Raw genomic sequence first — 24,306 nt, 5'->3', positions numbered from 1 at the left:
GAGGCTTGCCCGCGAAGGCGTCCTAAACTCCGCCAAAAGCTTCGCGGGCAAGCCTCGCTCCTACACGCCGCGTCAGATGCTACAGGTCGAGCACCAAAGGCTGCGAGCCCTGCGCCGGAATCGCACAACAAATCAGGACATGTCCTACTTCCGGCACTTCCGCTGGCGGCTGTGGATAATTCACCTGACCGCTGATCAGGCGAGTCTTACAGGTCCCGCAGGAACCCCCGCGGCAACTGAATTCCGGGCGCAACCCGCGGCTTTCCGCCAACTCCAGCAAACTGCCGCCGTCGGGTTGCCAGCGGGCTTCTTTGGCCGAACGCTCGAACACCACCGGCACCGACGTGGTCGCGGCCGGCGGTTGCTCGATGACCACCGCGTCGGGGTCCGGCCGGCGACGCAAGGTCGACGGGCCGAAGGTCTCGGCGTGAATCCTGCTGTCACGGATGTCCAGTTCCCGAAGGCTGTCGTACAGCCCCTGGGTAAAACTGCCCGGCCCGCAGAGTACAAAATCCAGCTGATCGTAGTCCTCCACTTCAAGGATGTTCTTCAGCAACGCGGCGTCTATCCGTCCGGTCAGGTCAAAGTCCTCACCCTCGTGAGCATCGGCCTCCGGCTGACTGAGCAGACGCAGCACCCGCACCGAATCTCCGGCGTCATCGAGCAAACGATCCAGCTCGGAGCGAAACGGTTGATCCGCCAGCGTGCGCGAACTCTGGAAAAACCATGTAGGCCGAATGTGCCGGGTGCGCAGGCCTTGATACACCACCTCCCGCACCATCGACAGCAAAGGCGTAATGCCTACGCCGGCGGCCAACAACACCAGCGGCCGACGCTCATGGGTTGCCACGGTGAAATGCCCTTGAGGCGCGCGGGCTTCCAGCAGGTCACCGACACGAACCTGCTCATGCAGATGCGAAGACACCCGCCCTTCTCGCTTCACGCTGATGCGGAAAAAGTCATCGGACGGCGCGCTCGACAGGCTATAGGTGCGGATATGCACCTCACCGCCAATGTTGAACCGCAGCGGTAAATGCTGCCCCGCTTGAAACAGCGGCAACCCGGCGCCATCGGCGGGCTCCAGATAGATCGAGCGGATGTTGTGGCTTTCCGCTTCGATGCGCACCACCCGCAGCGGCCGCCAATGATCACCCAGCGCCCGGGCTTGCAGGCGTGCGTTGGCCTGCTCCCAGTTGCCCGTCAGCAAACTGGTGGGCGATACGCCGTCGAAGCGCCAGCGCAAAGCCAGTGCTGCAGGCCGACGCACCACCTGCTCCACCTCGAATGTCCACAGACGCTCGGCGCCTTGAAAGGCTTCGACTTGGGGGCCTTCTAGGATGATTTCGGTGCGACCGCTGAGGTGCAGCAGGTCACCGGAGTTGAAATCGATAAACAGCAAACCCGCCCGTGGATTGATCAACAGGTTGCCCAGGGTATTGAAGAACAGATTGCCGGCGAAGTCCGGGATGGTCAGACGATTACCTTCCACGTGTACGAAACCGGCCTGACCGCCACGGTGGGAAACGTCCACTGAGTGCCGACCGTCGACATCCACATAACTGGCGACGAAGAAGGTATCGGCATCGGCAATCATGGCTTTGGCAGCGTCATCCAGAGCGCCCAGGTGCTGCGCGATGCGCGTCGAGGGATCCGCCAGCGGCACCGAACGAAACTGCCGCAATTGAATGTATTGCGGGCAGTTGCCGAAGGACTGTTCGACAGTTACGCCGAAGCCATTCGCCGTCACGGCGCCGACGCGACCATTGAGGCGGTTGCGCCGCCGCGTGTGCAGTTCGATCCCCAACAAGCCGATCGCCGCGCCATTGGTCAATTGCGCCGGGTCATCCGCCCCCGGCAAGCTGTTGAATTGCAGCGCACCTGGCTCGGGCGAGTGAGCGAATCCCGGTTGCCCTTCAAGAATGCTCGCCCAAGGGTTACCGTCGACGTCCACTGCGCCGTACAGCATGAACGGCAGTTGCTCATAGAATTTGCGGTGTTGGTCCGGCATCTCAGTGCGAACCACCCTACGACCCAACTCCTCCATTCGCTCGGCAACACCGACGTGTGCCTGCAACTGTTTTTCGCCCGCGTGCCAAGTTGACTGGTCCATTACGGCTTCTCCCCTGCGCGTCAGGCGCAGTGTGAACGGCCCGACAATGCCGGGCCGCAGGTATCAGGCAGTTTTTTGCAGGCCGGCGACGGTGCGCGGCATGCCGACAAACCCTGGCAAGGCTTCGATGCGCGCCAGCCAGGCTCGCACGTTGGCGTAGTCCTCGAGCGACACGTTGCCTTCCGGTGCGTGGGCGATGTAACTGTAGGCGGCCACGTCGGCAATGGTCGGTTCGCTGCCGGTCAGGTAAACCGTATCCGCCAGTTCCTGATCGATCAGTTTGAGCCAGACGTGGGCGTAAGCGATCGTCTCTTCAGCCCTGTAAGGCGCGCCAAACACCGTGATCAGCCGGGCCCGGCCCGGGCCAAAGGCAATCGGTCCAGCTGCCACTGACAACCAGCGTTGAACCTTGGCGGCGCCGAGCGGGTCGTCTGGCAGCCAGCGACCGTTACCGTATTTTTTCGCCAGGTAAACCAGAATCGCGTTGGAATCGGCCAGCACCACGCCTTGATCGTCGATGGCCGGGACCTGTCCGAACGGGTTGATCGCCAGGTAATCCGGTTGTTTGTGCGCGCCCTTGGCCATATCGACCAGGATCAGCTCGGTCGGCAGTTGCAGCAGGGATAACATCAGCTCCACACGGTGAGCATGGCCGGAACGTGGGAAGTTGTAGAGTTTGATCGCTTGCATGGTCGACTCCGCTGGGTGGTGGCGCCGTTCTGAAACGATCAGCGCCGATGGGAGCCATCTTCCACCCCCAACCAAAACAACAGAATAACCAGCAAACGCAATCAATTATTTCAGCCAGTGCAATAACCCATCAGCCCTGCAAGGCCGGGTGTTCCCGCAGCGCTTTCACCGTGAAGTCGACAAAACTGCGAATTCGGGCCGGCGCATTGCGGCCGCCCTGATACACCACATGGATGGGCAATGGCGGCAATTCGAAGTCAGCCAATACGATTTCCAGTTCGCCGGAAGCGACTTTACTGGCGACCTGATAAGACAGGACACGGGTGAATCCCAGCCCGAGACACGCTGCCGTAATGGCTGCCTGATTCGCCGTCACCACCAATCGCGATTCAACCCGTACGCTGAGTGGCTCGCCCGCTTCCTGAAAAGGCCAGCTTTTAAGCTGACCGATAGCAGACGTTGAAATAACCGGTGCACGCGCCAGATCCTGAGGATGCACCGGCCTGCCCTGCGTCTCCAGAAATGGCGGAGCAGCGCAAATCACCCGCCGTACTTCGCCGACGCGGATCGCGTGCTGGTTGCTGTCGGGCAACTCACCGATGCGCACAGCCACATCAATCCCCTCCTCGACCATGCTCACTACCCGATCGACCAGCAAGCCGTTGATGCAGACTTCAGGAAACTGCTTCAGATAACTCACCATTACCGGCGTAACGAACAACTCGCCAAATAACACCGGCGCGGTGATCGTCAGTTGCCCACGGGGTTCGGCATGACTGCCCGCAGCTGAATCCTCCGCTTCCTGCACCTCGGCAAGAATCCTCCTACAGTCTTCGAGATACCGCTGACCCGCCTCGCTCAAATGCACGCTGCGGGTGGTGCGCGTCAGCAACCGTGTGCCAATGCGTTTTTCCAGCGCGGCCACGGCACGGGTAACACTGGCCGCCGACAGGCCCAAACGCCGCGCCGCTGCCGAGAAACCCTGGTCCTGGGCGACGGCGGCGAAGACCTGCATTTCCTGGAATCGGTCCACTGGGTATGTCCTCTACTCAGATATTCGCTACCGTCAGGCTGCGAATCCAATACGGCGTTCAAAACAATCTAGTCTGACATAACCGGGAATTTGCGAGGTCTTGATTATGGCAAAGGATAAGAAGCGCCCGCTTAAGCAGAACGCTGCCGACAGCTCGAAGATGACTAACAAGGATTACTTGGAAGAACTGCGCCGACTGCACGTCGAAACCGTCAAGTTGCAGGAGTGGGTACGGCAAAAAGGGATCAAGGTGTGCATTGTTTTCGAGGGCCGCGACGGTGCCGGCAAGGGAGGGACAATCAAGGCCCTGACTGAACGGGTGAGCCCACGTATCTTTCGGGTGGTGGCGTTGAGCGCGCCGACCGAACGTGAAAAAACCCAGATGTATGTCCAGCGGTACCTGCCGCATCTGCCGGCGGCTGGCGAAGTGGTGATCTTCGATCGCAGTTGGTACAACCGTGCGGGCGTTGAGCGCGTGATGGGGTTCTGCACCCAAGATCAGGTCGACCGTTTCCTGAAGTCGATTCCTTTGGTGGAACGTGCAATCGTCGATTCGGGCGTCATCCTGATCAAATATTGGCTGGAGGTCAGCCAAGAGGAACAGACACGACGTCTTCAGGCACGCATCAAGGATGGACGCAAAATCTGGAAGCTCACCGGCATGGATCTCAAGTCATATAGCCGCTGGTACGACTATTCACGCGCCCGTGACGACATGTTCAAGATGACCGACACCGAACATGCCCCCTGGTTCGTGGCCAACTCCAATGACAAGCGACGGGCTCGCCTGAACATCATCACCGACCTGCTCAGCCGCATTCCCTATAAGGATGTTCCGAGGGAGCCTGTGAAGTTGCCCAAACGCCAGAAGCCAGGCAGCTATCGAGAGCCGGATTATCCACTGCAATTGATACCGGAAAAATTCTGAGCTGAATGTAAAAGGGGCAAGGTCCAGTGAACAACAGGAACCCTGCCCCTTGATTCAGCTGTGGATAACTTATTCCACGGTGACTGACTTCGCCAGGTTGCGCGGCTGGTCAACGTCTGTGCCTTTCAACACCGCGACGTAGTACGACAGCAACTGCAGCGGGATGGTGTAGAGGATCGGCGACAGGATGTCGTGAATGTGCGGCATGTGCACAACGTGGGTGCCTTCGCCGTTGGTCATGCCGGCCTGTTCGTCTGCGAAGACGATCAGTTGGCCGCCACGGGCGCGCACTTCCTGGAGGTTGGACTTCAACTTCTCCAGCAGTTCGTTGTTGGGCGCCACGGTCACGACCGGCATGTCGTTATCCACAAGCGCCAACGGGCCGTGCTTCAGTTCGCCGGCCGGGTAGGCTTCAGCGTGGATGTAGGAGATTTCCTTAAGTTTCAGGGCACCTTCCATCGCTACCGGGAATTGCGCGCCACGACCGAGGAACAGAGTGTGGTGTTTCTCGGCGAACAGCTCGGCGATTTTCTCCACAGTGCTGTCCATGGCCAGGGCTTCGCCCAGACGGGTCGGCAGGCGACGCAGTTCTTCGACCAGGGTGGCTTCGACGCCTTTGGCCAGGGTGCCGCGCACTTGACCCAGGGACAGCGTCAGCAACAGCAGGCCAACCAACTGAGTAGTGAAGGCTTTGGTCGAGGCCACGCCGATTTCGCGACCGGCCTGGGTCAGCAAGGTCAGGTCGGACTCACGCACCAGCGAGCTGATGCCGACGTTGCAGATCGCCAGGCTGGCGAGGAAGCCCAGCTCCTTGGCGTTGCGCAGCGCGGCCAGGGTGTCGGCGGTTTCGCCGGACTGGGAAATGGTCACGAACAGGGTGTCGGGCTGCACCACGACTTTGCGATAGCGGAATTCACTGGCGACTTCGACCTGGCACGGGATGCCGGCCAGTTCTTCCAGCCAGTAACGGGCGACCATGCCGGCGTGGTAGCTGGTGCCGCAGGCGACGATCTGCACGTTGCGCACTTTGGCGAACAGCTCGGCAGCCTGTGGGCCGAAAGCTTGCACCAGCACACCGTCCGGGCTCAGACGACCTTCGAGGGTACGCTGCACCACAGTCGGTTGTTCGTGGATTTCCTTGAGCATGAAGTGGCGGAATTCGCCTTTGTCCGCCACGTCGGCACCGTCACGGTACTGCACGGTTTGGCGCTCTACGACCTTGCCGCTAACGTCCCAGATCTGCACGCTATCGCGACGAATTTCGGCGATATCGCCTTCTTCCAGGTACATGAAGCGGTCAGTGACCTGGCGCAGGGCCAATTGGTCGGAAGCGAGGAAGTTTTCACCCAGGCCAAGGCCGATCACCAGCGGGCTGCCACTGCGAGCGGCGAGCAGGCGATCCGGTTGCCGAGCGCTGATCACGGCCAGGCCGTAAGCGCCGTGCAACTCCTTCACGGTGGCCTTGAGGGCCACGGTCAGGTCGTTCAGATCTTTGAGTTTGTGGTTCAGCAGGTGGGCGATGACTTCAGTGTCGGTGTCCGATGTGAACACGTAGCCCAATGCCTTGAGTTGTTCGCGCAGGGCTTCGTAGTTCTCGATGATGCCGTTGTGCACCACCGCCAGATCACCGGAGAAATGCGGGTGAGCATTGCGCTCGCACGGCGCACCGTGAGTGGCCCAGCGAGTGTGGGCGATGCCCAGGCGACCGACCAGCGGCTCGGCTTCGAGCGCCAGTTCCAGCTCGCTGACTTTACCCGGACGACGCATGCGCTCGAGCTGTTGGTCATTGGTATAGACCGCCACACCGGCGCTGTCATAGCCACGGTATTCCAGGCGCTTGAGGCCTTCGAGGAGGATGGCAGTGATGTTACGTTCTGCGACTGCACCGACAATTCCACACATGCTATTTCTCCTGACTGACAGCCGCGCATATCAGCGTGATACCGCGGGCTTGTATCTGATCGCGTGCCTCCAGCGGCAGGCGATCATCGGTAATTAGGGTATGGACGCTGCTCCATGGCAGCTCCAGGTTGGGAATCTTGCGGCCTATCTTGTCGGACTCCACCATCACGATCACTTCGCGGGCAACATCCGCCATGACGCGGCTGAGTCCCAGCAATTCATTGAAAGTGGTGGTACCGCGCACCAGGTCGATGCCGTCGGCACCGATGAACAACTGATCGAAATCGTAGGAGCGCAGCACTTGCTCGGCGACCTGCCCCTGGAAAGACTCGGAATGCGGGTCCCAGGTACCGCCGGTCATCAGCAGCACCGGTTCATGCTCGAGTTCACTCAAGGCGTTGGCGACATGAAGCGAGTTGGTCATCACCACCAGGCCCGGCTGCTGACCAAGTTCCGGAATCATCGCTGCCGTGGTGCTGCCGCTGTCGATGATGATCCGGGCATGCTCGCGGATCCGCGCAACGGCAGCACGGGCGATCGCCTGTTTGTACCTGGAAACCGGCTGCCCGATATCGGCGACCAGTTCCTGAGGCATGGTGATCGCACCGCCATAACGGCGTAACAGAAGACCATTGCTTTCGAGTGCTGCCAGGTCCTTGCGAATCGTAACTTCCGAGGTTTCGAAGCGCTTGGCCAGTTCATCAACACTGACTTCGCCCTGCTCATTGAGCAAGGCGAGGATATTGTGACGGCGTTGAGGTGTATTGCGCTTCGACATGACTTGGTAAGTTTCGATTCGAAAGATAACGGAAGCAATCAAAACCTATTGGCGAAACTTCGTCAAGCGCGAGGCGATAAAAAGGTCTGTGGATAACCTTGTAGGAGCCGGCTTGCCGGCGATGGGCCGACGCGGTGTTTCAGGTAAACCGCTATCGCCGGCAAGCCGGCTCCTACAGGATTGTGGATAACTCAGGTCTTTTTGATTTTCTCTGGCCGCTTCCAGCCATCGATATTCTTCTGGCGTGCACGGCCGACGGCCAACTGCGCGTTATCCACATTCTGCGTAATTGTCGATCCGGCCGCTGTGGTCGCACCGCTAGAGATATCCACAGGCGCCACCAACGAGTTGTTGGAACCGATGAACACATCCTCACCCAACACGGTTTTCCACTTGTTGGCACCGTCATAGTTGCACGTGATGGTGCCCGCACCGATGTTGGTGCGTGCGCCAATCTCGGCATCGCCCAGATACGCCAAGTGACCAGCCTTGGCGCCTTCACCCATGTGAGCGTTTTTCAGCTCGACAAAGTTACCCACATGCGCGCGGGCCTCCAGCACGGAGCCGGGGCGCAGGCGTGCGAATGGACCGGCATCACTGCCTTCGCCCATGATCGCGCCTTCGATATGGCTGTTGGCCTTGATCACCACACCTTTGCGCAAAGTGCTGTCCTTGATCACGCAGTTCGGGCCGATCACCACGTCATCTTCGATGACAACCTTGCCTTCGAGAATCACGTTGATGTCGATCAGCACATCGCGACCAACAGTGATGTCACCACGGACATCGAAACGTGCCGGGTCGCGCAGGGTCACGCCCTGGGCCATCAACCGACGACCCGCGCGCAGTTGATAATGACGCTCGAGCTCGGAAAGCTGCTTGCGATCATTGGCGCCCTGCACTTCCATCGCATCGTGAGGCTGCTCGGTCGCCACCACCAGACCATCGCTGACTGCCATGGCAATCACGTCAGTCAGGTAGTACTCGCCCTGGGCGTTGTTGTTGGAAAGACGGCTCATCCAGCCGCCCAGTTGCGCGAACGGCAGCGCGAGAATGCCGGTGTTGCCTTCAGTGATCGCACGCTCGGCTTCGTTGGCGTCTTTCTGCTCGACGATAGCCGTCACCTTGCCGGCAGCATCACGAACGATGCGGCCATAGCCGGTTGGATCATCCAGCTCAACGGTCAACAAACCCAATTGCTGCGGTGCAACCTGCTTGAGCAAACGTTGAAGGGTCTCGACTTCGATCAACGGCACGTCGCCGTAAAGAATCAGGACGGTGTCGGACTCAATGAACGGCACTGCCTGAGCAACCGCGTGGCCAGTACCCAGCTGTTTGTCCTGCAGGACGAAATTCAGATCATCGGCTGCCAGTCGCTCACGAACGGCGTCGGCACCATGGCCAATCACCACGTGGATGCGCTGTGGATCAAGTTGCCGCGCGCTGTGGATAACATGACCAAGCATCGAGTTGCCGGCAATCGGATGCAGGACTTTCGGCAGTGCCGAGCGCATGCGAGTGCCTTGGCCGGCAGCGAGGATAACAATTTCAAGAGACATGACTGGCTACCAATCCTGGATGGTCAGCGGCTGCGACCAGGTTATGAAAATCGGAAAAGAAAAAAGGGTAGCCGAGGCTACCCTTTTTAATCAATCGCGCAACAAGTGATGGCCTGTTAGTGGCCAAACTTCTTGCGGATCTGCTGGACGGTGCGCAGCTGAGCTGCAGCCTCGGCCAGACGTGCGGCAGCAGAACCGTAATCGAATTCCGCGCCCCGCTCATGCAAGGCCTTCTCGGCAGCCTTAACGGCTTCCTGAGCGGAGGCTTCGTCCAGGTCGGCAGCTCGTTGCACGGTGTCGGCAAGAACCTTGACCATGTTCGGCTGAACCTCGAGGAAACCACCGGAGATGTAATACACCTCCTCTTCCCCGCCCTGCTTGACCAGGCGGATCGGGCCAGGCTTGAGATTAGTGATCAGCGGCGCGTGGCCCAGGGCGATACCAAGATCACCCAGTGCACCGTGCGCAATCACCATCTCGACCAGGCCGGAAAAGATTTCTCCTTCCGCGCTGACGATATCGCAATGGACTGTCATAGCCATCTGATTGCCTCAACCTAAATTAGCGCCCGTTGCCGGGCGCCGGGATTACAGTTTCTTGGCTTTCTCGATCGCTTCTTCGATGCCGCCGACCATGTAGAACGCTTGTTCTGGCAGGTGGTCGTAGTCACCGTTGAGGATGCCTTTGAAGCCAGCAATGGTGTCTTTCAGGGAAACGTATTTACCCGAGGCACCGGTGAAGACTTCAGCCACGAAGAACGGCTGCGACAAGAAGCGCTGGATCTTACGAGCACGGTTTACCAACTGCTTGTCGGCTTCCGACAGCTCGTCCATACCCAGGATCGCAATGATGTCCTTCAGTTCTTTGTAACGCTGCAGAACGTACTGTACACCGCGAGCGGTATCGTAGTGGTCCTGGCCGATTACGTTCGGGTCCAGCTGGCGCGAAGTCGAGTCGAGTGGATCGACCGCTGGGTAGATACCCAGGGAAGCGATGTCACGGGACAGAACGACGGTGGCGTCCAAGTGGGCGAAGGTGGTCGCTGGCGACGGGTCAGTCAAGTCATCCGCAGGTACGTATACCGCTTGGATCGAGGTGATCGAACCGTTTTTGGTCGAAGTGATACGCTCTTGCAGAGTACCCATCTCTTCGGCCAGGGTCGGCTGGTAACCTACTGCGGAAGGCATACGGCCCAGCAGTGCGGATACTTCAGTACCGGCCAGGGTGTAACGATAGATGTTGTCGACGAACAGCAGAACGTCGTTACCTTCGTCACGGAACTTCTCGGCCATGGTCAGGCCGGTCAGTGCTACGCGCAGACGGTTACCCGGCGGCTCGTTCATCTGACCGTAAACCAGTGCCACTTTGTCCAGAACGTTGGAGTCCTTCATCTCGTGGTAGAAGTCGTTACCCTCACGAGTACGCTCACCCACACCGGCGAACACGGAATAACCGCTGTGCTCGATGGCGATGTTACGGATCAGTTCCATCATGTTTACGGTTTTGCCTACACCGGCACCACCGAACAGACCAACTTTACCACCCTTGGCGAACGGGCAAACCAGGTCGATAACCTTGATGCCGGTTTCCAGCAGGTCGTTGCCGCCCGCTTGCTCAGCGAAGGTTGGCGCAGGACGGTGAATGCCCCAGCGCTCTTCGGTGGCGATCGGACCAGCTTCGTCGATCGGGTTGCCCAGTACGTCCATGATCCGGCCCAGAGTCGCTTTACCGACCGGTACGGAGATGGCTGCGCCAGAGTCGGTGACTTCCAGACCGCGCTTCAAGCCCTCGGTGGAACCCATCGCAATGGTACGAACCACGCCGTCGCCCAGCTGCTGCTGAACTTCGAGAGTGGTGCCTGCATCGCTTTTTACACTCAAAGCGTTGTAGATGCTCGGTACGCTGTCGCGTGGGAATTCCACGTCGATAACGGCGCCGATGATTTGAACGATACGTCCGCTACTCATAGCTGGATCCTCTGAATATTTGAACCGTTAAACCGCGGCAGCGCCGCCGACGATTTCCGAGATCTCTTGGGTGATCGCAGCCTGACGCGCCTTGTTGTAGACCAGCTGCAAATCGCTGATCAAATCACCGGCGTTGTCGGTAGCGTTCTTCATCGCGATCATCCGCGCAGCTTGTTCAGCCGCGTTGTTCTCGACCACCGCCTGGTAGACCTGCGACTCCACGTAACGGACCATCAAGCCGTCAAGCAGCTCTTTGGCGTCCGGTTCGTACAGATAATCCCAGTGGTGCTTGAGTCCTTGATCCGGGGTTGCCACCAATGGAATCAACTGCTCCACGGTAGGCGTTTGCGTCATGGTGTTGATGAACTTGTTGGACACCACGGACAGGCGGTCAATACGGCCGTCCAGGTAGGCATCCAGCATCACCTTGACGCTGCCGATCAGGTCATTGATCGACGGCTCTTCACCCAGGTGGCTGATAGCTGCTACGACGTTACCGCCGAAGTTGCGGAAGAAAGCCGCACCCTTGCTACCAACTACACACAGATCAATCTCGACGCCGTTTTCGCGGTTTACCGCCATGTCCTTGACCAGAGCCTTGAACAGGTTGGTGTTCAAGCCACCACACAGACCACGGTCACTGCTCACCACGACATAACCAACACGCTTTACTTCACGGTCGATCATGAATGGGTGGCGATATTCCGGGTTAGCGTTGGCCAAATGGCCAATAACCTGGCGGATGCGCTCCGCGTAAGGACGGCTAGCAGCCATGCGCATTTGTGCCTTGCGCATTTTACTGACCGCCACTTTTTCCATGGCGCTGGTAATCTTTTGCGTGCTTTTGATGCTCGCAATCTTACTGCGAATCTCTTTTGCGCCTGCCATGTAACACCTATCAGGTTAGCAAGCGGGAGCCTTGCGGCTCCCGCTGCGGCTTACCAGGTTTGGGTGGCCTTGAACTTCTCGATACCGGCTTTCATGCCAGCGTCGATTTCGTCATTGAAGTCACCCTTCACGTTGATCTTCGCCATCAATTCGGCGTGATCGCGGTTGAAGAAAGCAATCAGCGCTTGTTCGAAGCTGCCGATCTTGGCGATTTCAACGTCAGTCAGGAACCCACGCTCAGCGGCATACAGCGACAGCGCCATGTCAGCGATCGACATTGGTGCGTATTGCTTCTGCTTCATCAGCTCGGTAACGCGCTGACCATGCTCAAGTTGCTTACGGGTCGCTTCGTCCAGGTCAGAAGCGAACTGGGCGAATGCCGCCAGTTCACGGTACTGAGCCAGAGCGGTACGGATACCACCGGAGAGCTTCTTGATGATCTTGGTCTGAGCGGCACCACCCACACGGGATACCGAAACACCGGCGTTCACAGCAGGACGGATCCCGGAGTTGAACATGGCCGATTCCAGGAAGATCTGACCGTCGGTGATGGAAATCACGTTGGTCGGAACGAACGCGGAAACGTCGCCAGCCTGGGTTTCGATGATCGGCAGTGCGGTCAGGGAACCGGTTTTGCCGGTCACTGCGCCGTTGGTGAACTTCTCTACGTATTCTTCCGAAACGCGGGATGCGCGCTCCAGCAGACGGGAGTGGAGATAGAACACGTCGCCTGGGTAAGCTTCACGGCCTGGTGGACGGCGCAGCAGCAGGGAAATCTGGCGGTAAGCCACTGCTTGCTTGGACAGATCGTCATAAACGATCAGCGCGTCTTCACCGCGGTCGCGGAAGTATTCACCCATGGTGCAACCGGAGTACGGTGCCAGGAATTGCAGTGCTGCAGATTCCGAAGCGCTCGCTGCCACGACGATGGTGTTAGCCAGTGCGCCGTTTTCTTCCAGCTTGCGAACCACGTTGGCGATGGTCGATTGTTTCTGACCGATCGCTACGTAGACGCAGAAAATGCCGCTGTTTTTCTGGTTGATGATCGCGTCGATCGCCAGAGCGGTTTTACCGATCTGACGGTCACCGATGATCAGCTCACGCTGGCCACGGCCGACAGGGATCATGGCATCGACAGCCTTGTAGCCAGTCTGTACAGGCTGGTCTACCGACTTACGCCAGATCACGCCTGGAGCAACTTTCTCGACCGCGTCGGTCTCGGTGTTGTTCAGCGGACCTTTGCCGTCAACTGGGTTACCCAGTGCGTCGACTACGCGACCCAGCAGTTCCTTACCAACCGGAACTTCGAGGATGCGGCCGGTGCACTTGGCGCTCATGCCTTCAGCCAGAGTCTGGTATGCGCCCAATACAACGGCACCTACAGAGTCTTGCTCCAGGTTGAGGGCCATACCGAAGACGCCGCCCGGAAACTCGATCATCTCGCCGTACATTACGTCGGCCAGACCGTGAATCCGCACGATACCGTCAGATACGCTGACGACAGTGCCTTCGTTACGGGCTTGGGAGGTCACATCGAGCTTGTCGATGCGGCCCTTGATAATTTCACTTATTTCGGAAGGATTGAGTTGCTGCATTGCTCTGCTGCCCCTTCAAACTCAAGATTTCAATGCTTCGGCAAGGCTCGCGAGTTTGCCGCGAACCGAGCCATCGATAACCAGGTCGCCGGCGCGGATGACAATGCCCCCAATAAGGGATTTGTCTTCCTCGACTTGCAGGCGCACTTCCCGGTTGAGTCGTGCACTGAGAACCTTGGCGAGTTTGTCTTGCTGTTCTTGGTTCAATGCAAAAGCACTGGTCACTTCAACGTCTACCGACTTCTCTTGTTCGGCCTTGTACAGGTCGAACAGAGCGGATATCTCCGGCAACAGCGGGAGACGGTCGTTTTCGGCAACGACGTTGATGAAGTTCTGTGCCTTGGCATCAAACTTGTCGCCGCACACGTCAATAAACGTGGCGGCCTTGTCTGCGCTCGTCAGTCGCGGGGCCTTGAGCACGCGCTGCATGGTGTCGTCTTGCGACACTGCTGCAGCCAGGCCGAGCATGGCTGACCAAGAGGCCAGTTGCTGGTGGGCCTGGGCGTGCTCGAAGGCTGCCTTAGCGTAAGGTCGGGCCAACGTGGTCAATTCTGCCATGATCGCCCTCGCTTAAATTTCAGCAGCCAGTTTGTTTACCAGCTCCGCGTGCGCGTTTTGATCGATTGTGGCACCCAGGATCTTCTCGGCGCCGCCAACGGCCAGTGCACCCAGTTGGGCACGCAGCGCGTCTTTGACACTGTTCAGTTCCTGCTCGATCTCGGCCTGAGCCTGAACCTTCACACGGTCAGCGTCGATACGGGCTTTTTCAACAGCCTCTTCAACAATCTGGTTACCGCGTTTCTTGGCTTGCTCAATGATTTCAGCTGCCTGAGCCTTAGCTTCGCGCAGTTGTTGACCCGCTTTATCTTGGGCCAACTCCAGGTCGCGAGCTGCTCGGGCGGCAGCGTCCAGTCCATCCGCGATCTTCTTCTGACGTTCGTGCAAAGCCGCGATGACCGGAGGCCACACGAACTTCATGCAAAACAGTACAAAAATGAAGAACGCAACGGACTGGCCAATCAGGGTTGCATTAATGTTCACGCCAACACCTCGCTCGTTCGTTGCACATCAAACCAATCACTCGAAGGTTCGAGTGATTAGCCAGCGAGTTGACCAACGAATGGGTTCGCGAAGGTGAAGAACAGAGCGATACCAACACCGATCATGGTTACGGCGTCGAGCAGACCGGCAACGATGAACATTTTAACTTGCAGCATTGGAACCATTTCTGGCTGACGCGCTGCGCCTTCCAGGAACTTGCCGCCCAACAGGCCGAAACCAATTGCGGTACCCAGTGCGCCCAGGCCGATCAACAGTGCAACAGCGATAGCGGTTAGACCAACTACAGTTTCCATCTTTCCTCCCGACTTTTACGTCGTATGGTTTAGGTTTTTTAGATTTTAAAGCGGTAAAACAAATCGTTTCATAGCCCTGTTCGGGCCCCCACCCGTTTGACCGGGTGGGACATCAGACTAGTCGAGACTGGCCTTAATGGTTCTCTTCGTGCGCCATCGAAAGGTAAACGATGGTCAGCATCATGAAGATAAACGCCTGCAGGGTGATGATCAGGATGTGGAACACAGCCCACGCCCACTGCAGAACTACGCCCAGGCCGCTAAGCCAGAGCAGACCGCTGCCGAACATCACAGCAATCAGAATGAAGACCAGCTCGCCGGCGTACATGTTGCCGAACAGACGCAGTGCCAGGGAGATTGGCTTGGCTACCAGCGTCACGAACTCCAGCAGGAAGTTCACCGGAATCAGCAGGGCCTGAACGAAGATGTTCTTGCTGCCGAACGGGTGCAGGGTCAGCTCGCCGACGAAGCCGCCGATGCCCTTGACCTTGATGCTGTAGAAAATGATCAACGCGAACACCGACAGGGCCATGCCCAGGGTAGCGTTCGGGTCAGTGGTCGATACGGCACGGAACGGAATGTGCGCATCGCCAGTGATCAGGATGGCCAGCTGAGGAATCCAGTCGACCGGGATCAGGTCGACGGCGTTCATCAGGAAGACCCAGACGAAGATGGTCAGTGCCAGCGGTGCAATCACCGGGCTACGGCCATGGAAGCTGTCTTTCACGCTGCCATCGACGAATTCGACCAATACTTCAACGAAGTTCTGCAAAGCACCAGGCTGACCGGAAGTCGCTTTCTTTGCCGCCATGCGGAAAAGAAGAACGAAGATCAGACCCAAAGCGACCGACCAGCCGAGGGTATCGACGTGGAAAGCCCAGAAGCCCATTTCTTTGGCTTCTGCTGCGGTGTGGGCAAAACCCCACCCGCCGGTTGGGTGCTGACCGAAGGTCAGGTTCTGCAAGTGGTGCTGGATATAGCCCGAAGCGGTTGTTTCTGCCATGGTTGCCTCAAACGCCCTAAGGTCTCGAAAGTCTTGTTCTCATCAGCAGGGGCGCGAACCAGCTGACCAGTTGGGTCAACACGAAGACGCCGAATACAGCTAGCGGCGCCAATGGCTTCACACCTGCAAACGTCAATGCAAAAAGCACTGCCGTCAAAATCAGTTTGCCCGCCTCGCCAGCATAAAAAGACCGGACGATGGCTTGAGCTGCTCGGGCGCCGGAAAACCGAAATGCCCTGTGAGCGAAATAAACATTGGGTAGCAAGGCTATCAGGCCTCCGCAGAGTCCTGAGTACCCGGCAACGACTCCGTGCCATTGCCACAGCGCCAAAGCGGCGATCAGCAACACGACAAACTGAGCCATCAACACCGGAAAAACTGCCAGGCGATGGAACGGCAAGCGGTTTGGCGTGCGGGTTTCCATCACTAATACTCCCCAATGGTCGGCTGCCAGAATTCAATAACTTGGCATAATTTGTGCCGACAAAATGCGCGCAGAGTATAGGGGCGGTTCTGCCCCTATTCAACTGTCAGGTAGTGATTTCCGACTGCACGCTACATGAGGAAATGTTTCAGCGAATGTGTGCGAGCACACCCTGAAGCTCATCAAGGGAGTTGTAACCAATGACCAACTGCCCTTTCCCCTTCTTTCCGTGTCGGATCTGCACCGCAGAGCCTAGGCGCTCAGCCAGACGCTGCTCGAGTCGGGCGATATCCGGGTCCGGTTTTACCGGTTCGGCAGGCTCCTGTTTGCCACTCAACCACTGGCGAACCAGTGCTTCAGTCTGGCGCACAGTCAGCCCCCGTGCGACAACATGTCGCGCCCCTTCAACCTGTTGATTCTCCGGCAAACCAAGCAAAGCACGGGCATGACCCATTTCCAGGTCACCGTGCGACAGCATGGTCTTGATAACTTCCGGCAACGAGATCAAGCGTAGCAGGTTGGCCACAGTCACGCGGGATTTGCCCACCGCGTCGGCCACTTGTTGCTGAGTCAGCTGGAATTCCTGCTGCAAACGCTGCAGGGCCACCGCTTCTTCGATCGGATTGAGGTCTTCGCGCTGGATGTTCTCGATCAGCGCCATGGCGATGGCGGTTTCATCCGGCACATCGCGCACCATCGCCGGGATGGTTTCCTGGCCAGCCTGCTGGCTGGCACGCCAGCGACGTTCGCCGGCGATGATTTCGAAGCGACCGCTGCCGATCGGGCGAACCACGATCGGCTGCATCACGCCCTGGGCCTTGATCGATTGCGCCAGTTCTTCCAGCGCTTGCGGGTCCATGTCCCGACGCGGCTGGTACTTGCCGCGCTGGATCAGGTCCAGGGGCAAATGCTGCAGCTCACGCTGATCGGCTTGTACAGCCTGCTCTTCCAGCGAGCTGACGGTCGGACCGCTCAGCAGTGCATCCAGTCCACGTCCGAGACCTCGTTTCTTGACGGCCATGGGGATTCCTTAAGTTGCCTGAGCAGCGGCAGTGCGTGAATTTTTGCGCTGACGGCGAACCATCTCGCCAGCGAGTGCCAGATAGGCAATGGCGCCCCGCGAAGTCTTGTCGTAGGCCAGTGCCGGCATGCCATAGCTTGGCGCTTCGGCCAGGCGGATGTTACGTGGGATAACCGTATCGTAGAGCTGCTCGCCGAAGTGTTCTTTCAGCTGCGCCGACACGTCGTTCATCAGGCTCAGGCGCGGGTCATACATCGTGCGCAACAGGCCTTCGACTTTCAGGTTCGGGTTCAGCAGTTCAGCGATGCGCTTGATGTTATCCACAAGGTCGCTCAGGCCTTCGAGCGCAAAGTACTCGCACTGCATGGGGATAATTACCCCGTCAGCCGCGACCAAAGCGTTCAGCGTGAGCATCGACAGCGACGGCGGGCAGTCGATCAAAATGTAATCGTAGTTTTCACGGATCGGCGCCAGCGCGCTGCGCAGGCGGCTTTCCTTCATCTGCATTTCCAGCAGAACCACTTCGGCCGCGGTCAGGTCGCGGTTGGCCGGCAACAGCTGGTAGCCACCGTGCTCGGAGAAGTGCATGGCCTGGGCCAGATCGCATTCGCCGATCAGCAAGTCGTAGACCGAGTTTTCCAGGCCGTGTTTATCCACACCGCTACCCATGGTGGCGTTGCCCTGTGGATCGAGATCGATCAACAGCACCCGGCGCTTGGTAGCAACCAGGGAAGCTGCGAGGTTGATGCAGGTGGTGGTTTTACCCACACCACCCTTTTGGTTCGCTATCGCGAATACCTTAGCCATTCTTGCTTGTGTTCCCAATCATGCCGTGCGGCGCAGTATCAGCAGATGGCGTTGGCCTTGGCAACCAGGTACGGCCAGGGCGTGTTCGCTATCGAGGTGGAAGTCTGCCGGCAATGCTACCAGCTCATCGGCCGGATGAACGCCCTTCATTGCCAGCCAACGTGTATCGGCATCGCCAAGGTGGCGCGTCCAGTTGCTGAAGTTCTCCATGCTGCTGAACGCCCGGGAAATGATCCCGTTGAAAGGCTGTGCAGGCTGGAAGGCTTCGACGCGACTGTGGATAACTTGCAGGTTATCCAGTTTGAGTTCGAGTTTGACCTGGGTCAGGAAGCGGGTTTTCTTGCCGTTGCTGTCCAGGCAGGTCACTTGGGACTCTGGAAACAGGATTGCAAGCGGAATGCCCGGCATGCCGCCACCGCTGCCAACGTCCAGCCAGCGACCGTTTTCGATGAACGACATCACGCTCAAACTATCGAGCAGGTGACGCGAGACCATTTCGTCCGGATCGCGCACGGCGGTCAGGTTGTAGGCCTTGTTCCATTTGATCAACAGGGCCAGATAACCCAACAACTGCGCGTGCTGGGTTTCGGTCAATGTGACACCGAGCTGGCGAGCACCTGTGGATAACTCTTCAGCGTGTTGCGAGGTGACCAACGAACTCAAGCGCTTTGCTCCAACTGACGGCCCGCGCCGCGTTTTTTCAAATGAATCATCAACAGCGAAATGGCTGCCGGTGTGACACCCGGAATGCGTGACGCCTGGCCCAGTGTTTCTGGACGGGTCGCACCGAGCTTGCTCTGGATCTCTTTGGAGAGACCGGAAATGTTCGTGTAATCGATATCCACAGGCAGCTTCGTGTCTTCGCTCGCCCGCAGACGTGCGATTTCATCTTGCTGACGATCGATATAACCGGCGTATTTGGTCTTGATTTCAACCTGCTCGGCGACTTGTGGATCTTCTGCTCCCCCGCCAGTCACGGCGATCAGACCAGCGTAGTCGATTTCCGGACGGCTCAAGAGGTTGAGCAGGTTGTATTCGTGAGTCAGCGGCGTGCCGAATTTCTCGGATATCGCATCGCCCTGCTCGGTGCCGGGACGAACCCAGGTACTTTTCAGGCGCTGCTCTTCCAGCGTGATGCTTTCGCGTTTGGTGCAGAACGCCGCCCAGCGCGCGTCATCCACCAGACCCAGCTCTCGACCTTTTTCGGTCAGGCGCAGGTCCGCGTTGTCTTCACGCAGGATCAGACGGTACTCGGCGCGGGATGTGAACATCCGGTACGGCTCTTGAGTTCCAAGGGTAATCAGGTCGTCAACCAACACTCCGATGTACGCCTCGTCGCGACGCGGGCACCAGGCGTCTTTGCCTTGCGCACGCAGTGCAGCGTTGGCCCCGGCCAGCAAACCCTGGGCGCCGGCTTCTTCGTAACCGGTGGTGCCATTGATTTGCCCGGCGAAAAACAGACCGCCAATGACTTTGGTTTCCAGGCTGTACTTCAGGTCACGCGGGTCGAAGTAGTCGTACTCGATGGCGTAGCCCGGACGCACGATGTGCGCGTTTTCCATGCCGCGAATCGATTGCACGATCTGCAATTGCACGTCGAACGGCAGGGATGTGGATATCCCGTTCGGGTACAGCTCGTGAGTGGTCAAACCTTCCGGTTCGATGAAGACCTGGTGGCTTTCCTTGTCGGCAAAGCGGTGGATCTTGTCTTCGATCGACGGGCAGTAGCGCGGGCCGATACCTTCGATCAACCCTGCATCGGAGTACATCGGCGAACGGTCGAGGTTCGCTGCGATGATTTCGTGGGTCCGGGCGTTGGTGTGGGTAATCCAGCAGCTCACCTGTTTCGGATGCTGCTCTTTGGAACCCATGAACGACATCACCGGGATCGGCGTATCACCTGCTTGTTCGGTCATCACCGAGAAATCCACAGACCGACCGTCGATACGCGGCGGCGTACCGGTTTTCAATCGGCCAACACGCAGTGGCAATTCGCGCAGACGGTGAGCCAGGGCGATCGACGGCGGATCACCGGCACGACCACCGGAATAATTCTGCATTCCGATGTGGATAAGTCCACCGAGGAAGGTGCCAGTGGTCAACACCACTGAGTCGGCGAAGAAACGGAGGCCCATTTGGGTGACAACACCGCGCACTTGTTCCTGTTCAACGATCAGGTCATCAGCGGCTTGTTGAAATATCCACAGGTTAGGCTGGTTTTCCAATGCTTCGCGGACAGCGGCCTTGTACAGAACCCGGTCTGCCTGGGCGCGGGTTGCACGCACGGCCGGGCCTTTGCGGCTGTTCAACACGCGAAACTGAATGCCGCCTTTATCGGTAGCCATGGCCATCGCTCCGCCAAGGGCATCGATTTCTTTTACCAGGTGGCTTTTGCCGATCCCGCCAATGGCCGGGTTGCAACTCATGGCACCGAGGGTTTCCACGTTATGCGTCAGCAACAGGGTTTTTGCCCCCATACGTGCTGAGGCCAGTGCTGCCTCGGTACCGGCATGACCGCCGCCGATGACGATCACTTCAAAACGGGAAGGGAAATCCACCACGCACCTCGTGCCTGCTTAAGTAGGTAATTCAGGAATAGTTTGAGCTCAGGTTTTTGGACCTGGTCGACAAGTATAGGGACTTCGCCCTTCCTAAAGAACCCTTTGCACAAAATTTAACCAGCTGTGGAGAAGTCGGGGTTATAGAAATTAAAAAGAAAGAAATTTATTAAATCTTTGTTTTTATGTTTATTTCTACTGAGCACCATTTCTGTGGATAGATTCGTACAGCCCTTTGTTTTCAATATGTACAGAGAATCAAAACCCTGTGGTCATGTGCCAATGAGGCCCTTGGATAACCGGTGTAAGCCTGTGGATGAAAGGGGTGGTTATCCACAGAGGCGGTTATCTTCAGTTTTGAGGCCCTGTTATCAACTGCCCTTAGCGGCAGTTATTCACAGGGCTTAATCCACAGAAACGCGCCGATTGATCAAATCCCGGGCGCAGAAAATCCGCCCTGGCAGAAAGAATCTGCTCGGCACTGGAGGCAATTCAGGAAAAGGGGAAGAACAGACAGGCGCGAATGGCCTGTCTGTGGACAACGAGAGGGCTATTTGCCGATACAGAAACTGGAAAAGATCCGTCCCAGCAGGTCATCGGAGCTGAATGCACCGGTGATCTCGCCCAAGGCATGTTGAGCCTGACGCAAATCTTCGGCCAGTAGCTCACCGGCACCCGCCAGCGTCAGCTGTGCACGGCCGTGCTCGAGAGATGCACTGGCATGACGTAACGCCTCAAGGTGACGCCTGCGAGCGCTGAAGCTGCTTTCCGACGTCTGCTCATAGCCCATGCAGGCCTTGAGATGATCACGCAGCAGTTCCAGGCCTTCGCCAGCCGACTTGGCACTCAGGCTGATGGTCACATGGCCATCCTCACTGACTTCCAGGGCAATCGCTTCACCCGTGAGGTCGGCCTTGTTACGGATCAACGTGACTTTTGCCGGATCCGGGCGGGTTTCCAGGAACTCTGGCCACAACGCGAACGGATCAAGCGCTTCCGGTGCGGTGGCATCGACCACCAACAGCACTCGATCAGCTTCGCTAATGGCTTTCAACGCCCGTTCAACACCGATTTTTTCCACATGGTCATCGGTATCTCGCAGACCAGCGGTATCTACCACGTGAAGCGGCATGCCATCGATGTGGATATGTTCGCGCAAAATGTCACGGGTGGTGCCGGCAATCTCGGTCACGATCGCTGCTTCACGACCGGCCAGTGCGTTGAGCAAACTGGATTTACCGGCATTTGGCCGACCGGCGATCACCACCGTCATGCCGTCACGCAGCAACGCACCCTGCCCGGCTTCGCGCAGCACGGTGGATAACTCGTCCCTGACTTTGTCGAGCATGCTCAGTACATGGCCATCGGCAAGGAAGTCGATTTCTTCTTCCGGGAAGTCGATGGCCGCTTCTACGTAAATCCGCAGGCCGATCAGTTGCTCGGTGAGGTTATGCACACGATCGGAAAATGCCCCCTGCAAGGAGCGCAATGCATTGCGGGCGGCCTGTGCAGAACTGGCCTCGATCAGGTCGGCGATTGCTTCGGCCTGTGCCAGATCGAGTTTGTCATTCAGGAACGCACGTTCGCTGAATTCACCTGGTCGTGCCAGACGGCACCCCAGTTCAAGGCATCGCTTGAGCAGCATGTCGAGAACAATCGGGCCGCCATGACCCTGGAGTTCCAGCACATCTTCGCCGGTGAACGAGTTCGGGCCCGGAAAATACAAGGCAATGCCTTGGTCCAGCACCTCTTCGTTTTGATCGAAAAACGGGCCGTAGTGGGCGAATCGCGGCTTGAGTTCACGACCGCTGAAGGCCTTGGCCGCAACGCTCGCCAGCGGCCCGGAAATACGGACGATGCCTACGCCGCCACGACCTTGAGCGGTGGCGACGGCGGCGATGGTTTCACGAGGAGCGCTCATAAACCGGTATCCAGACAAAAGTGACAGATAGCAAAACGCCCCACTAGGGGGCGTTTTGAGTGGTTATCCACAGTGTAAATCAGGCAGCTGCTTTAGTAGCCGCTTCGATTTTACGAGTGATGTACCACTGTTGGGCGATGGACAGGCAGTTGTTCACTACCCAGTACAGCACCAGACCAGCCGGGAACCACAGGAAGAAGAAGGTGAAGATGATTGGCATCAGCTTCATCACCTTGGCCTGCATCGGATCCGGAGGAGTCGGGTTCAACTGCTGCTGGATGAACATGGTTGCACCCATGATGATCGGCAGAATGAAGAACGGATCCTTGATCGACAGGTCAGTAATCCACAGCATGAACGGCGCTTGGCGCATTTCAACGCTTTCCAGCAGAACCCAGTACAGCGAGAGGAAAACCGGCATCTGCACGAGGATTGGCAAGCAACCACCCAGCGGATTGATCTTCTCTTTCTTGTACAGCTCCATCATGGCTTGCGACATTTTCTGCCGGTCATCGCCATGTTGCTCTTTCAGCGCGGCCAGTTTCGGTGCCACTGCGCGCATGCGGGCCATGGATTTGTAGCTGGCTGCCGACAGCGGGAAGAAAATCCCTTTGATCAGCATGGTCAGGAAGATGATCGACCAGCCCCAGTTACCGACCAGCGCGTGGATGTGTTGCAGCAGCCAGAAGATTGGCTGGGCAATGAACCACAGAATGCCGTAGTCGACGGTCAGTTCCAGACCTGGGGACAACTCTTTCAGCACAGCCTGGCTTTTCGGACCGGCGTACAGAACAGCGCTGGTTTCGGCTTTCGCACCTGGCGCAACAGTCATTGCCGGGGCGGTGTAGCCGATGATGTAGTTGCCTTTGCTGTCTTTACGGGTCTGGACGACGTTGTTTTCGCCCTTCGCCGGAATCCATGCGGTCACGAAGTAGTGTTGCAACCAGGCAACCCAACCACCGTTCACGGTTTCTTTCAGCTGAGCCTTGTCCATGTCCTTCATCGACACTTTCTTGTACGGCTCGTTACTTGTCCACAGGGCGGCGCCCAGGTAAGTCGCGGTGCCGGTGGCAGTGCTGGAGGAAGGATCGGAGCTGGCGTCACGCTTCAGTTGGGCGAACATCGCACCGGACCAAGGCTTGGCGCTTTCGTTGTCGATCACGTAGGAAACGGTTACGTCGTACAGGCCACGTTTCAGTGTGAAACGCTTGATGTAGTTGACGCCGTCCTTGCTGAACTTCAGGTCTACAACCAATTGGTTCTGACCGTCGGCCAGTTGGTAGATCTTCTTCTCGGAGGAGTAAACCGGACGACCGGCAGGACTTGCGTCCGGACCATCGGTACCGATCAAACCGCTTTGAGCCAGATAAGTCCGCTCGTTGCCGTTATCGAACAACTGGAATGGAATTTCCGGATGGTCCTGGCGACGTGGATACAGCGGCAGAGTCAACTGTGCAACATCGCCACCTTGTGGATCGATAGCCAGGTTGAGCACATCCGTTTTGATCTGGATGAGGTCTTTGCTTGCAGCTACTGGTGTTTCAGCAGGTGCAGTGGCACTGGTATCGCTTGCGGCGCGCGGAATGTCGTCACTGACAGAAGCATTATTGCCAGTCGCCGTATCCGGTAGGCCCGGTGCGGTAGTACTGGAAGCAACATTCTGAGTCGGCAGGGCAGCCTGGCCATAGTCCTGGTTCCATTTAAGAACCATAACGTAGGACACGATTGCCAGGGCGACGATCAGGATCGTGCGTTTGATATCCATGA

At 57.9% G+C, this 24,306-nt stretch carries 22 protein-coding genes; 1 reads left to right on the top strand and 21 read right to left on the bottom strand.

Annotated elements, in window-relative coordinates:
• Positions 1-79: 79 nt before the first annotated feature.
• From KGB24_RS25120 to KGB24_RS25110, 3 genes are all read right to left on the bottom strand, one after another.
• A complete protein-coding gene (locus KGB24_RS25120; protein WP_223413996.1) occupies positions 80-2,110 on the bottom strand; it encodes a pyridoxamine 5'-phosphate oxidase family protein in 2,031 nt (676 codons plus the stop codon).
• A gap of 63 nt (positions 2,111-2,173) precedes the next feature.
• Positions 2,174-2,800, bottom strand: a complete 627-nt coding sequence (locus tag KGB24_RS25115; protein WP_008041372.1) for a glutathione S-transferase family protein — start codon at positions 2,798-2,800, stop codon at positions 2,174-2,176.
• A 130-nt stretch (positions 2,801-2,930) separates the two neighbouring features.
• Entirely contained in the window at positions 2,931-3,833 is a 903-nt protein-coding gene (locus KGB24_RS25110; RefSeq protein ID WP_223413994.1) for a LysR family transcriptional regulator, read from the bottom strand.
• Positions 3,834-3,939: 106 nt separating this feature from the next.
• Here KGB24_RS25110 and ppk2 point away from each other — a divergent pair, with 106 nt between their 5' ends.
• Positions 3,940-4,761 (top strand): polyphosphate kinase 2, encoded by an 822-nt coding sequence (ppk2, locus tag KGB24_RS25105; RefSeq protein ID WP_223413997.1) that lies wholly within the window; start codon positions 3,940-3,942, stop codon positions 4,759-4,761.
• A 69-nt stretch (positions 4,762-4,830) separates the two neighbouring features.
• Here ppk2 and glmS read toward each other — a convergent pair whose 3' ends face one another.
• The 18 genes from glmS to yidC all read right to left on the bottom strand — a co-directional run bounded on the left by glmS (position 4,831) and on the right by yidC (position 24,304).
• Positions 4,831-6,663 (bottom strand): glutamine--fructose-6-phosphate transaminase (isomerizing), encoded by a 1,833-nt coding sequence (gene glmS / locus KGB24_RS25100; RefSeq protein ID WP_223413993.1) that lies wholly within the window; start codon positions 6,661-6,663, stop codon positions 4,831-4,833.
• 1 nt (position 6,664) lies between these two features.
• The gene (locus KGB24_RS25095) at positions 6,665-7,441 is read right to left on the bottom strand and encodes a DeoR family transcriptional regulator (protein WP_008027522.1); all 777 of its coding nucleotides are present in this window, start codon (positions 7,439-7,441) and stop codon (positions 6,665-6,667) included.
• 191 nt (positions 7,442-7,632) lie between these two features.
• Positions 7,633-9,000, bottom strand: a complete 1,368-nt coding sequence (gene glmU / locus KGB24_RS25090; protein WP_223413992.1) for a bifunctional UDP-N-acetylglucosamine diphosphorylase/glucosamine-1-phosphate N-acetyltransferase GlmU — start codon at positions 8,998-9,000, stop codon at positions 7,633-7,635.
• Positions 9,001-9,116: 116 nt separating this feature from the next.
• On the bottom strand, positions 9,117-9,542 hold the full coding sequence (locus KGB24_RS25085) for a F0F1 ATP synthase subunit epsilon (RefSeq protein WP_007969909.1): 426 nt from the start codon (positions 9,540-9,542) through the stop codon (positions 9,117-9,119).
• 45 nt (positions 9,543-9,587) lie between these two features.
• Entirely contained in the window at positions 9,588-10,967 is a 1,380-nt protein-coding gene (atpD, locus tag KGB24_RS25080; protein ID WP_008027526.1) for a F0F1 ATP synthase subunit beta, read from the bottom strand.
• A 27-nt stretch (positions 10,968-10,994) separates the two neighbouring features.
• On the bottom strand, positions 10,995-11,855 hold the full coding sequence (gene atpG / locus KGB24_RS25075) for a F0F1 ATP synthase subunit gamma (RefSeq protein WP_008027528.1): 861 nt from the start codon (positions 11,853-11,855) through the stop codon (positions 10,995-10,997).
• A gap of 50 nt (positions 11,856-11,905) precedes the next feature.
• Entirely contained in the window at positions 11,906-13,450 is a 1,545-nt protein-coding gene (gene atpA, locus KGB24_RS25070) for a F0F1 ATP synthase subunit alpha (RefSeq protein ID WP_008027530.1), read from the bottom strand.
• A gap of 21 nt (positions 13,451-13,471) precedes the next feature.
• The gene (locus KGB24_RS25065) at positions 13,472-14,008 is read right to left on the bottom strand and encodes a F0F1 ATP synthase subunit delta (protein WP_008027533.1); all 537 of its coding nucleotides are present in this window, start codon (positions 14,006-14,008) and stop codon (positions 13,472-13,474) included.
• Positions 14,009-14,020: 12 nt separating this feature from the next.
• A complete protein-coding gene (locus KGB24_RS25060; protein WP_008027535.1) occupies positions 14,021-14,491 on the bottom strand; it encodes a F0F1 ATP synthase subunit B in 471 nt (156 codons plus the stop codon).
• Positions 14,492-14,547: 56 nt separating this feature from the next.
• On the bottom strand, positions 14,548-14,805 hold the full coding sequence (gene atpE / locus KGB24_RS25055; protein WP_002555987.1) for a F0F1 ATP synthase subunit C: 258 nt from the start codon (positions 14,803-14,805) through the stop codon (positions 14,548-14,550).
• A 133-nt stretch (positions 14,806-14,938) separates the two neighbouring features.
• Complete coding sequence (gene atpB / locus KGB24_RS25050) at positions 14,939-15,808, bottom strand: F0F1 ATP synthase subunit A (RefSeq protein WP_008027537.1); 870 nt, start codon at positions 15,806-15,808, stop codon at positions 14,939-14,941.
• A 16-nt stretch (positions 15,809-15,824) separates the two neighbouring features.
• Complete coding sequence (locus tag KGB24_RS25045) at positions 15,825-16,232, bottom strand: F0F1 ATP synthase subunit I (RefSeq protein ID WP_008027539.1); 408 nt, start codon at positions 16,230-16,232, stop codon at positions 15,825-15,827.
• 148 nt (positions 16,233-16,380) lie between these two features.
• Positions 16,381-17,253 (bottom strand): ParB/RepB/Spo0J family partition protein, encoded by an 873-nt coding sequence (locus KGB24_RS25040; protein WP_223413991.1) that lies wholly within the window; start codon positions 17,251-17,253, stop codon positions 16,381-16,383.
• Between the two features lie 9 nt (positions 17,254-17,262).
• Positions 17,263-18,060 (bottom strand): ParA family protein, encoded by a 798-nt coding sequence (locus tag KGB24_RS25035; protein WP_008027543.1) that lies wholly within the window; start codon positions 18,058-18,060, stop codon positions 17,263-17,265.
• Positions 18,061-18,078: 18 nt separating this feature from the next.
• Positions 18,079-18,723, bottom strand: coding sequence for a 16S rRNA (guanine(527)-N(7))-methyltransferase RsmG (rsmG, locus tag KGB24_RS25030; protein WP_007948096.1), 645 nt, complete (start codon positions 18,721-18,723; stop codon positions 18,079-18,081).
• Complete coding sequence (gene mnmG, locus KGB24_RS25025; protein WP_192417793.1) at positions 18,720-20,618, bottom strand: tRNA uridine-5-carboxymethylaminomethyl(34) synthesis enzyme MnmG; 1,899 nt, start codon at positions 20,616-20,618, stop codon at positions 18,720-18,722. The genes rsmG and mnmG overlap by 4 nt, the downstream gene beginning before the upstream one ends.
• A 550-nt stretch (positions 20,619-21,168) precedes the next feature.
• The gene (mnmE, locus tag KGB24_RS25020) at positions 21,169-22,539 is read right to left on the bottom strand and encodes a tRNA uridine-5-carboxymethylaminomethyl(34) synthesis GTPase MnmE (protein WP_008027547.1); all 1,371 of its coding nucleotides are present in this window, start codon (positions 22,537-22,539) and stop codon (positions 21,169-21,171) included.
• Between the two features lie 79 nt (positions 22,540-22,618).
• A complete protein-coding gene (gene yidC / locus KGB24_RS25015; protein ID WP_008027549.1) occupies positions 22,619-24,304 on the bottom strand; it encodes a membrane protein insertase YidC in 1,686 nt (561 codons plus the stop codon).
• Between the last annotated feature and the right edge of the window lie 2 nt (positions 24,305-24,306).

The organism is Pseudomonas sp. BF-RE-25 (assembly GCF_019956105.1).
Classification (GTDB): domain Bacteria; phylum Pseudomonadota; class Gammaproteobacteria; order Pseudomonadales; family Pseudomonadaceae; genus Aquipseudomonas; species Aquipseudomonas migulae.
This window is presented reverse-complemented; position numbering and strand designations above follow the sequence as displayed.

Excerpts from the sequence above, each read along its gene's own strand:
- mnmE (WP_008027547.1), bottom strand. The coding sequence starts at position 22,539 with ATGAGCGCTCCTCGTGAAACCATCGCCGCCGTCGCCACCGCTCAAGGT.
- atpG (WP_008027528.1), bottom strand. The coding sequence starts at position 11,855 with ATGGCAGGCGCAAAAGAGATTCGCAGTAAGATTGCGAGCATCAAAAGC.
- KGB24_RS25095 (WP_008027522.1), bottom strand. The coding sequence starts at position 7,441 with ATGTCGAAGCGCAATACACCTCAACGCCGTCACAATATCCTCGCCTTG.
- atpD (WP_008027526.1), bottom strand. The coding sequence starts at position 10,967 with ATGAGTAGCGGACGTATCGTTCAAATCATCGGCGCCGTTATCGACGTG.
- ppk2 (WP_223413997.1), top strand. The coding sequence starts at position 3,940 with ATGGCAAAGGATAAGAAGCGCCCGCTTAAGCAGAACGCTGCCGACAGC.
- KGB24_RS25085 (WP_007969909.1), bottom strand. The coding sequence starts at position 9,542 with ATGGCTATGACAGTCCATTGCGATATCGTCAGCGCGGAAGGAGAAATC.
- yidC (WP_008027549.1), bottom strand. The coding sequence starts at position 24,304 with ATGGATATCAAACGCACGATCCTGATCGTCGCCCTGGCAATCGTGTCC.
- atpB (WP_008027537.1), bottom strand. The coding sequence starts at position 15,808 with ATGGCAGAAACAACCGCTTCGGGCTATATCCAGCACCACTTGCAGAAC.
- KGB24_RS25045 (WP_008027539.1), bottom strand. The coding sequence starts at position 16,232 with ATGGAAACCCGCACGCCAAACCGCTTGCCGTTCCATCGCCTGGCAGTT.
- glmS (WP_223413993.1), bottom strand. The coding sequence starts at position 6,663 with ATGTGTGGAATTGTCGGTGCAGTCGCAGAACGTAACATCACTGCCATC.
- KGB24_RS25120 (WP_223413996.1), bottom strand. The coding sequence starts at position 2,110 with ATGGACCAGTCAACTTGGCACGCGGGCGAAAAACAGTTGCAGGCACAC.
- KGB24_RS25115 (WP_008041372.1), bottom strand. The coding sequence starts at position 2,800 with ATGCAAGCGATCAAACTCTACAACTTCCCACGTTCCGGCCATGCTCAC.
- atpA (WP_008027530.1), bottom strand. The coding sequence starts at position 13,450 with ATGCAGCAACTCAATCCTTCCGAAATAAGTGAAATTATCAAGGGCCGC.
- KGB24_RS25065 (WP_008027533.1), bottom strand. The coding sequence starts at position 14,008 with ATGGCAGAATTGACCACGTTGGCCCGACCTTACGCTAAGGCAGCCTTC.
- atpE (WP_002555987.1), bottom strand. The coding sequence starts at position 14,805 with ATGGAAACTGTAGTTGGTCTAACCGCTATCGCTGTTGCACTGTTGATC.
- KGB24_RS25035 (WP_008027543.1), bottom strand. The coding sequence starts at position 18,060 with ATGGCTAAGGTATTCGCGATAGCGAACCAAAAGGGTGGTGTGGGTAAA.
- KGB24_RS25040 (WP_223413991.1), bottom strand. The coding sequence starts at position 17,253 with ATGGCCGTCAAGAAACGAGGTCTCGGACGTGGACTGGATGCACTGCTG.
- glmU (WP_223413992.1), bottom strand. The coding sequence starts at position 9,000 with ATGTCTCTTGAAATTGTTATCCTCGCTGCCGGCCAAGGCACTCGCATG.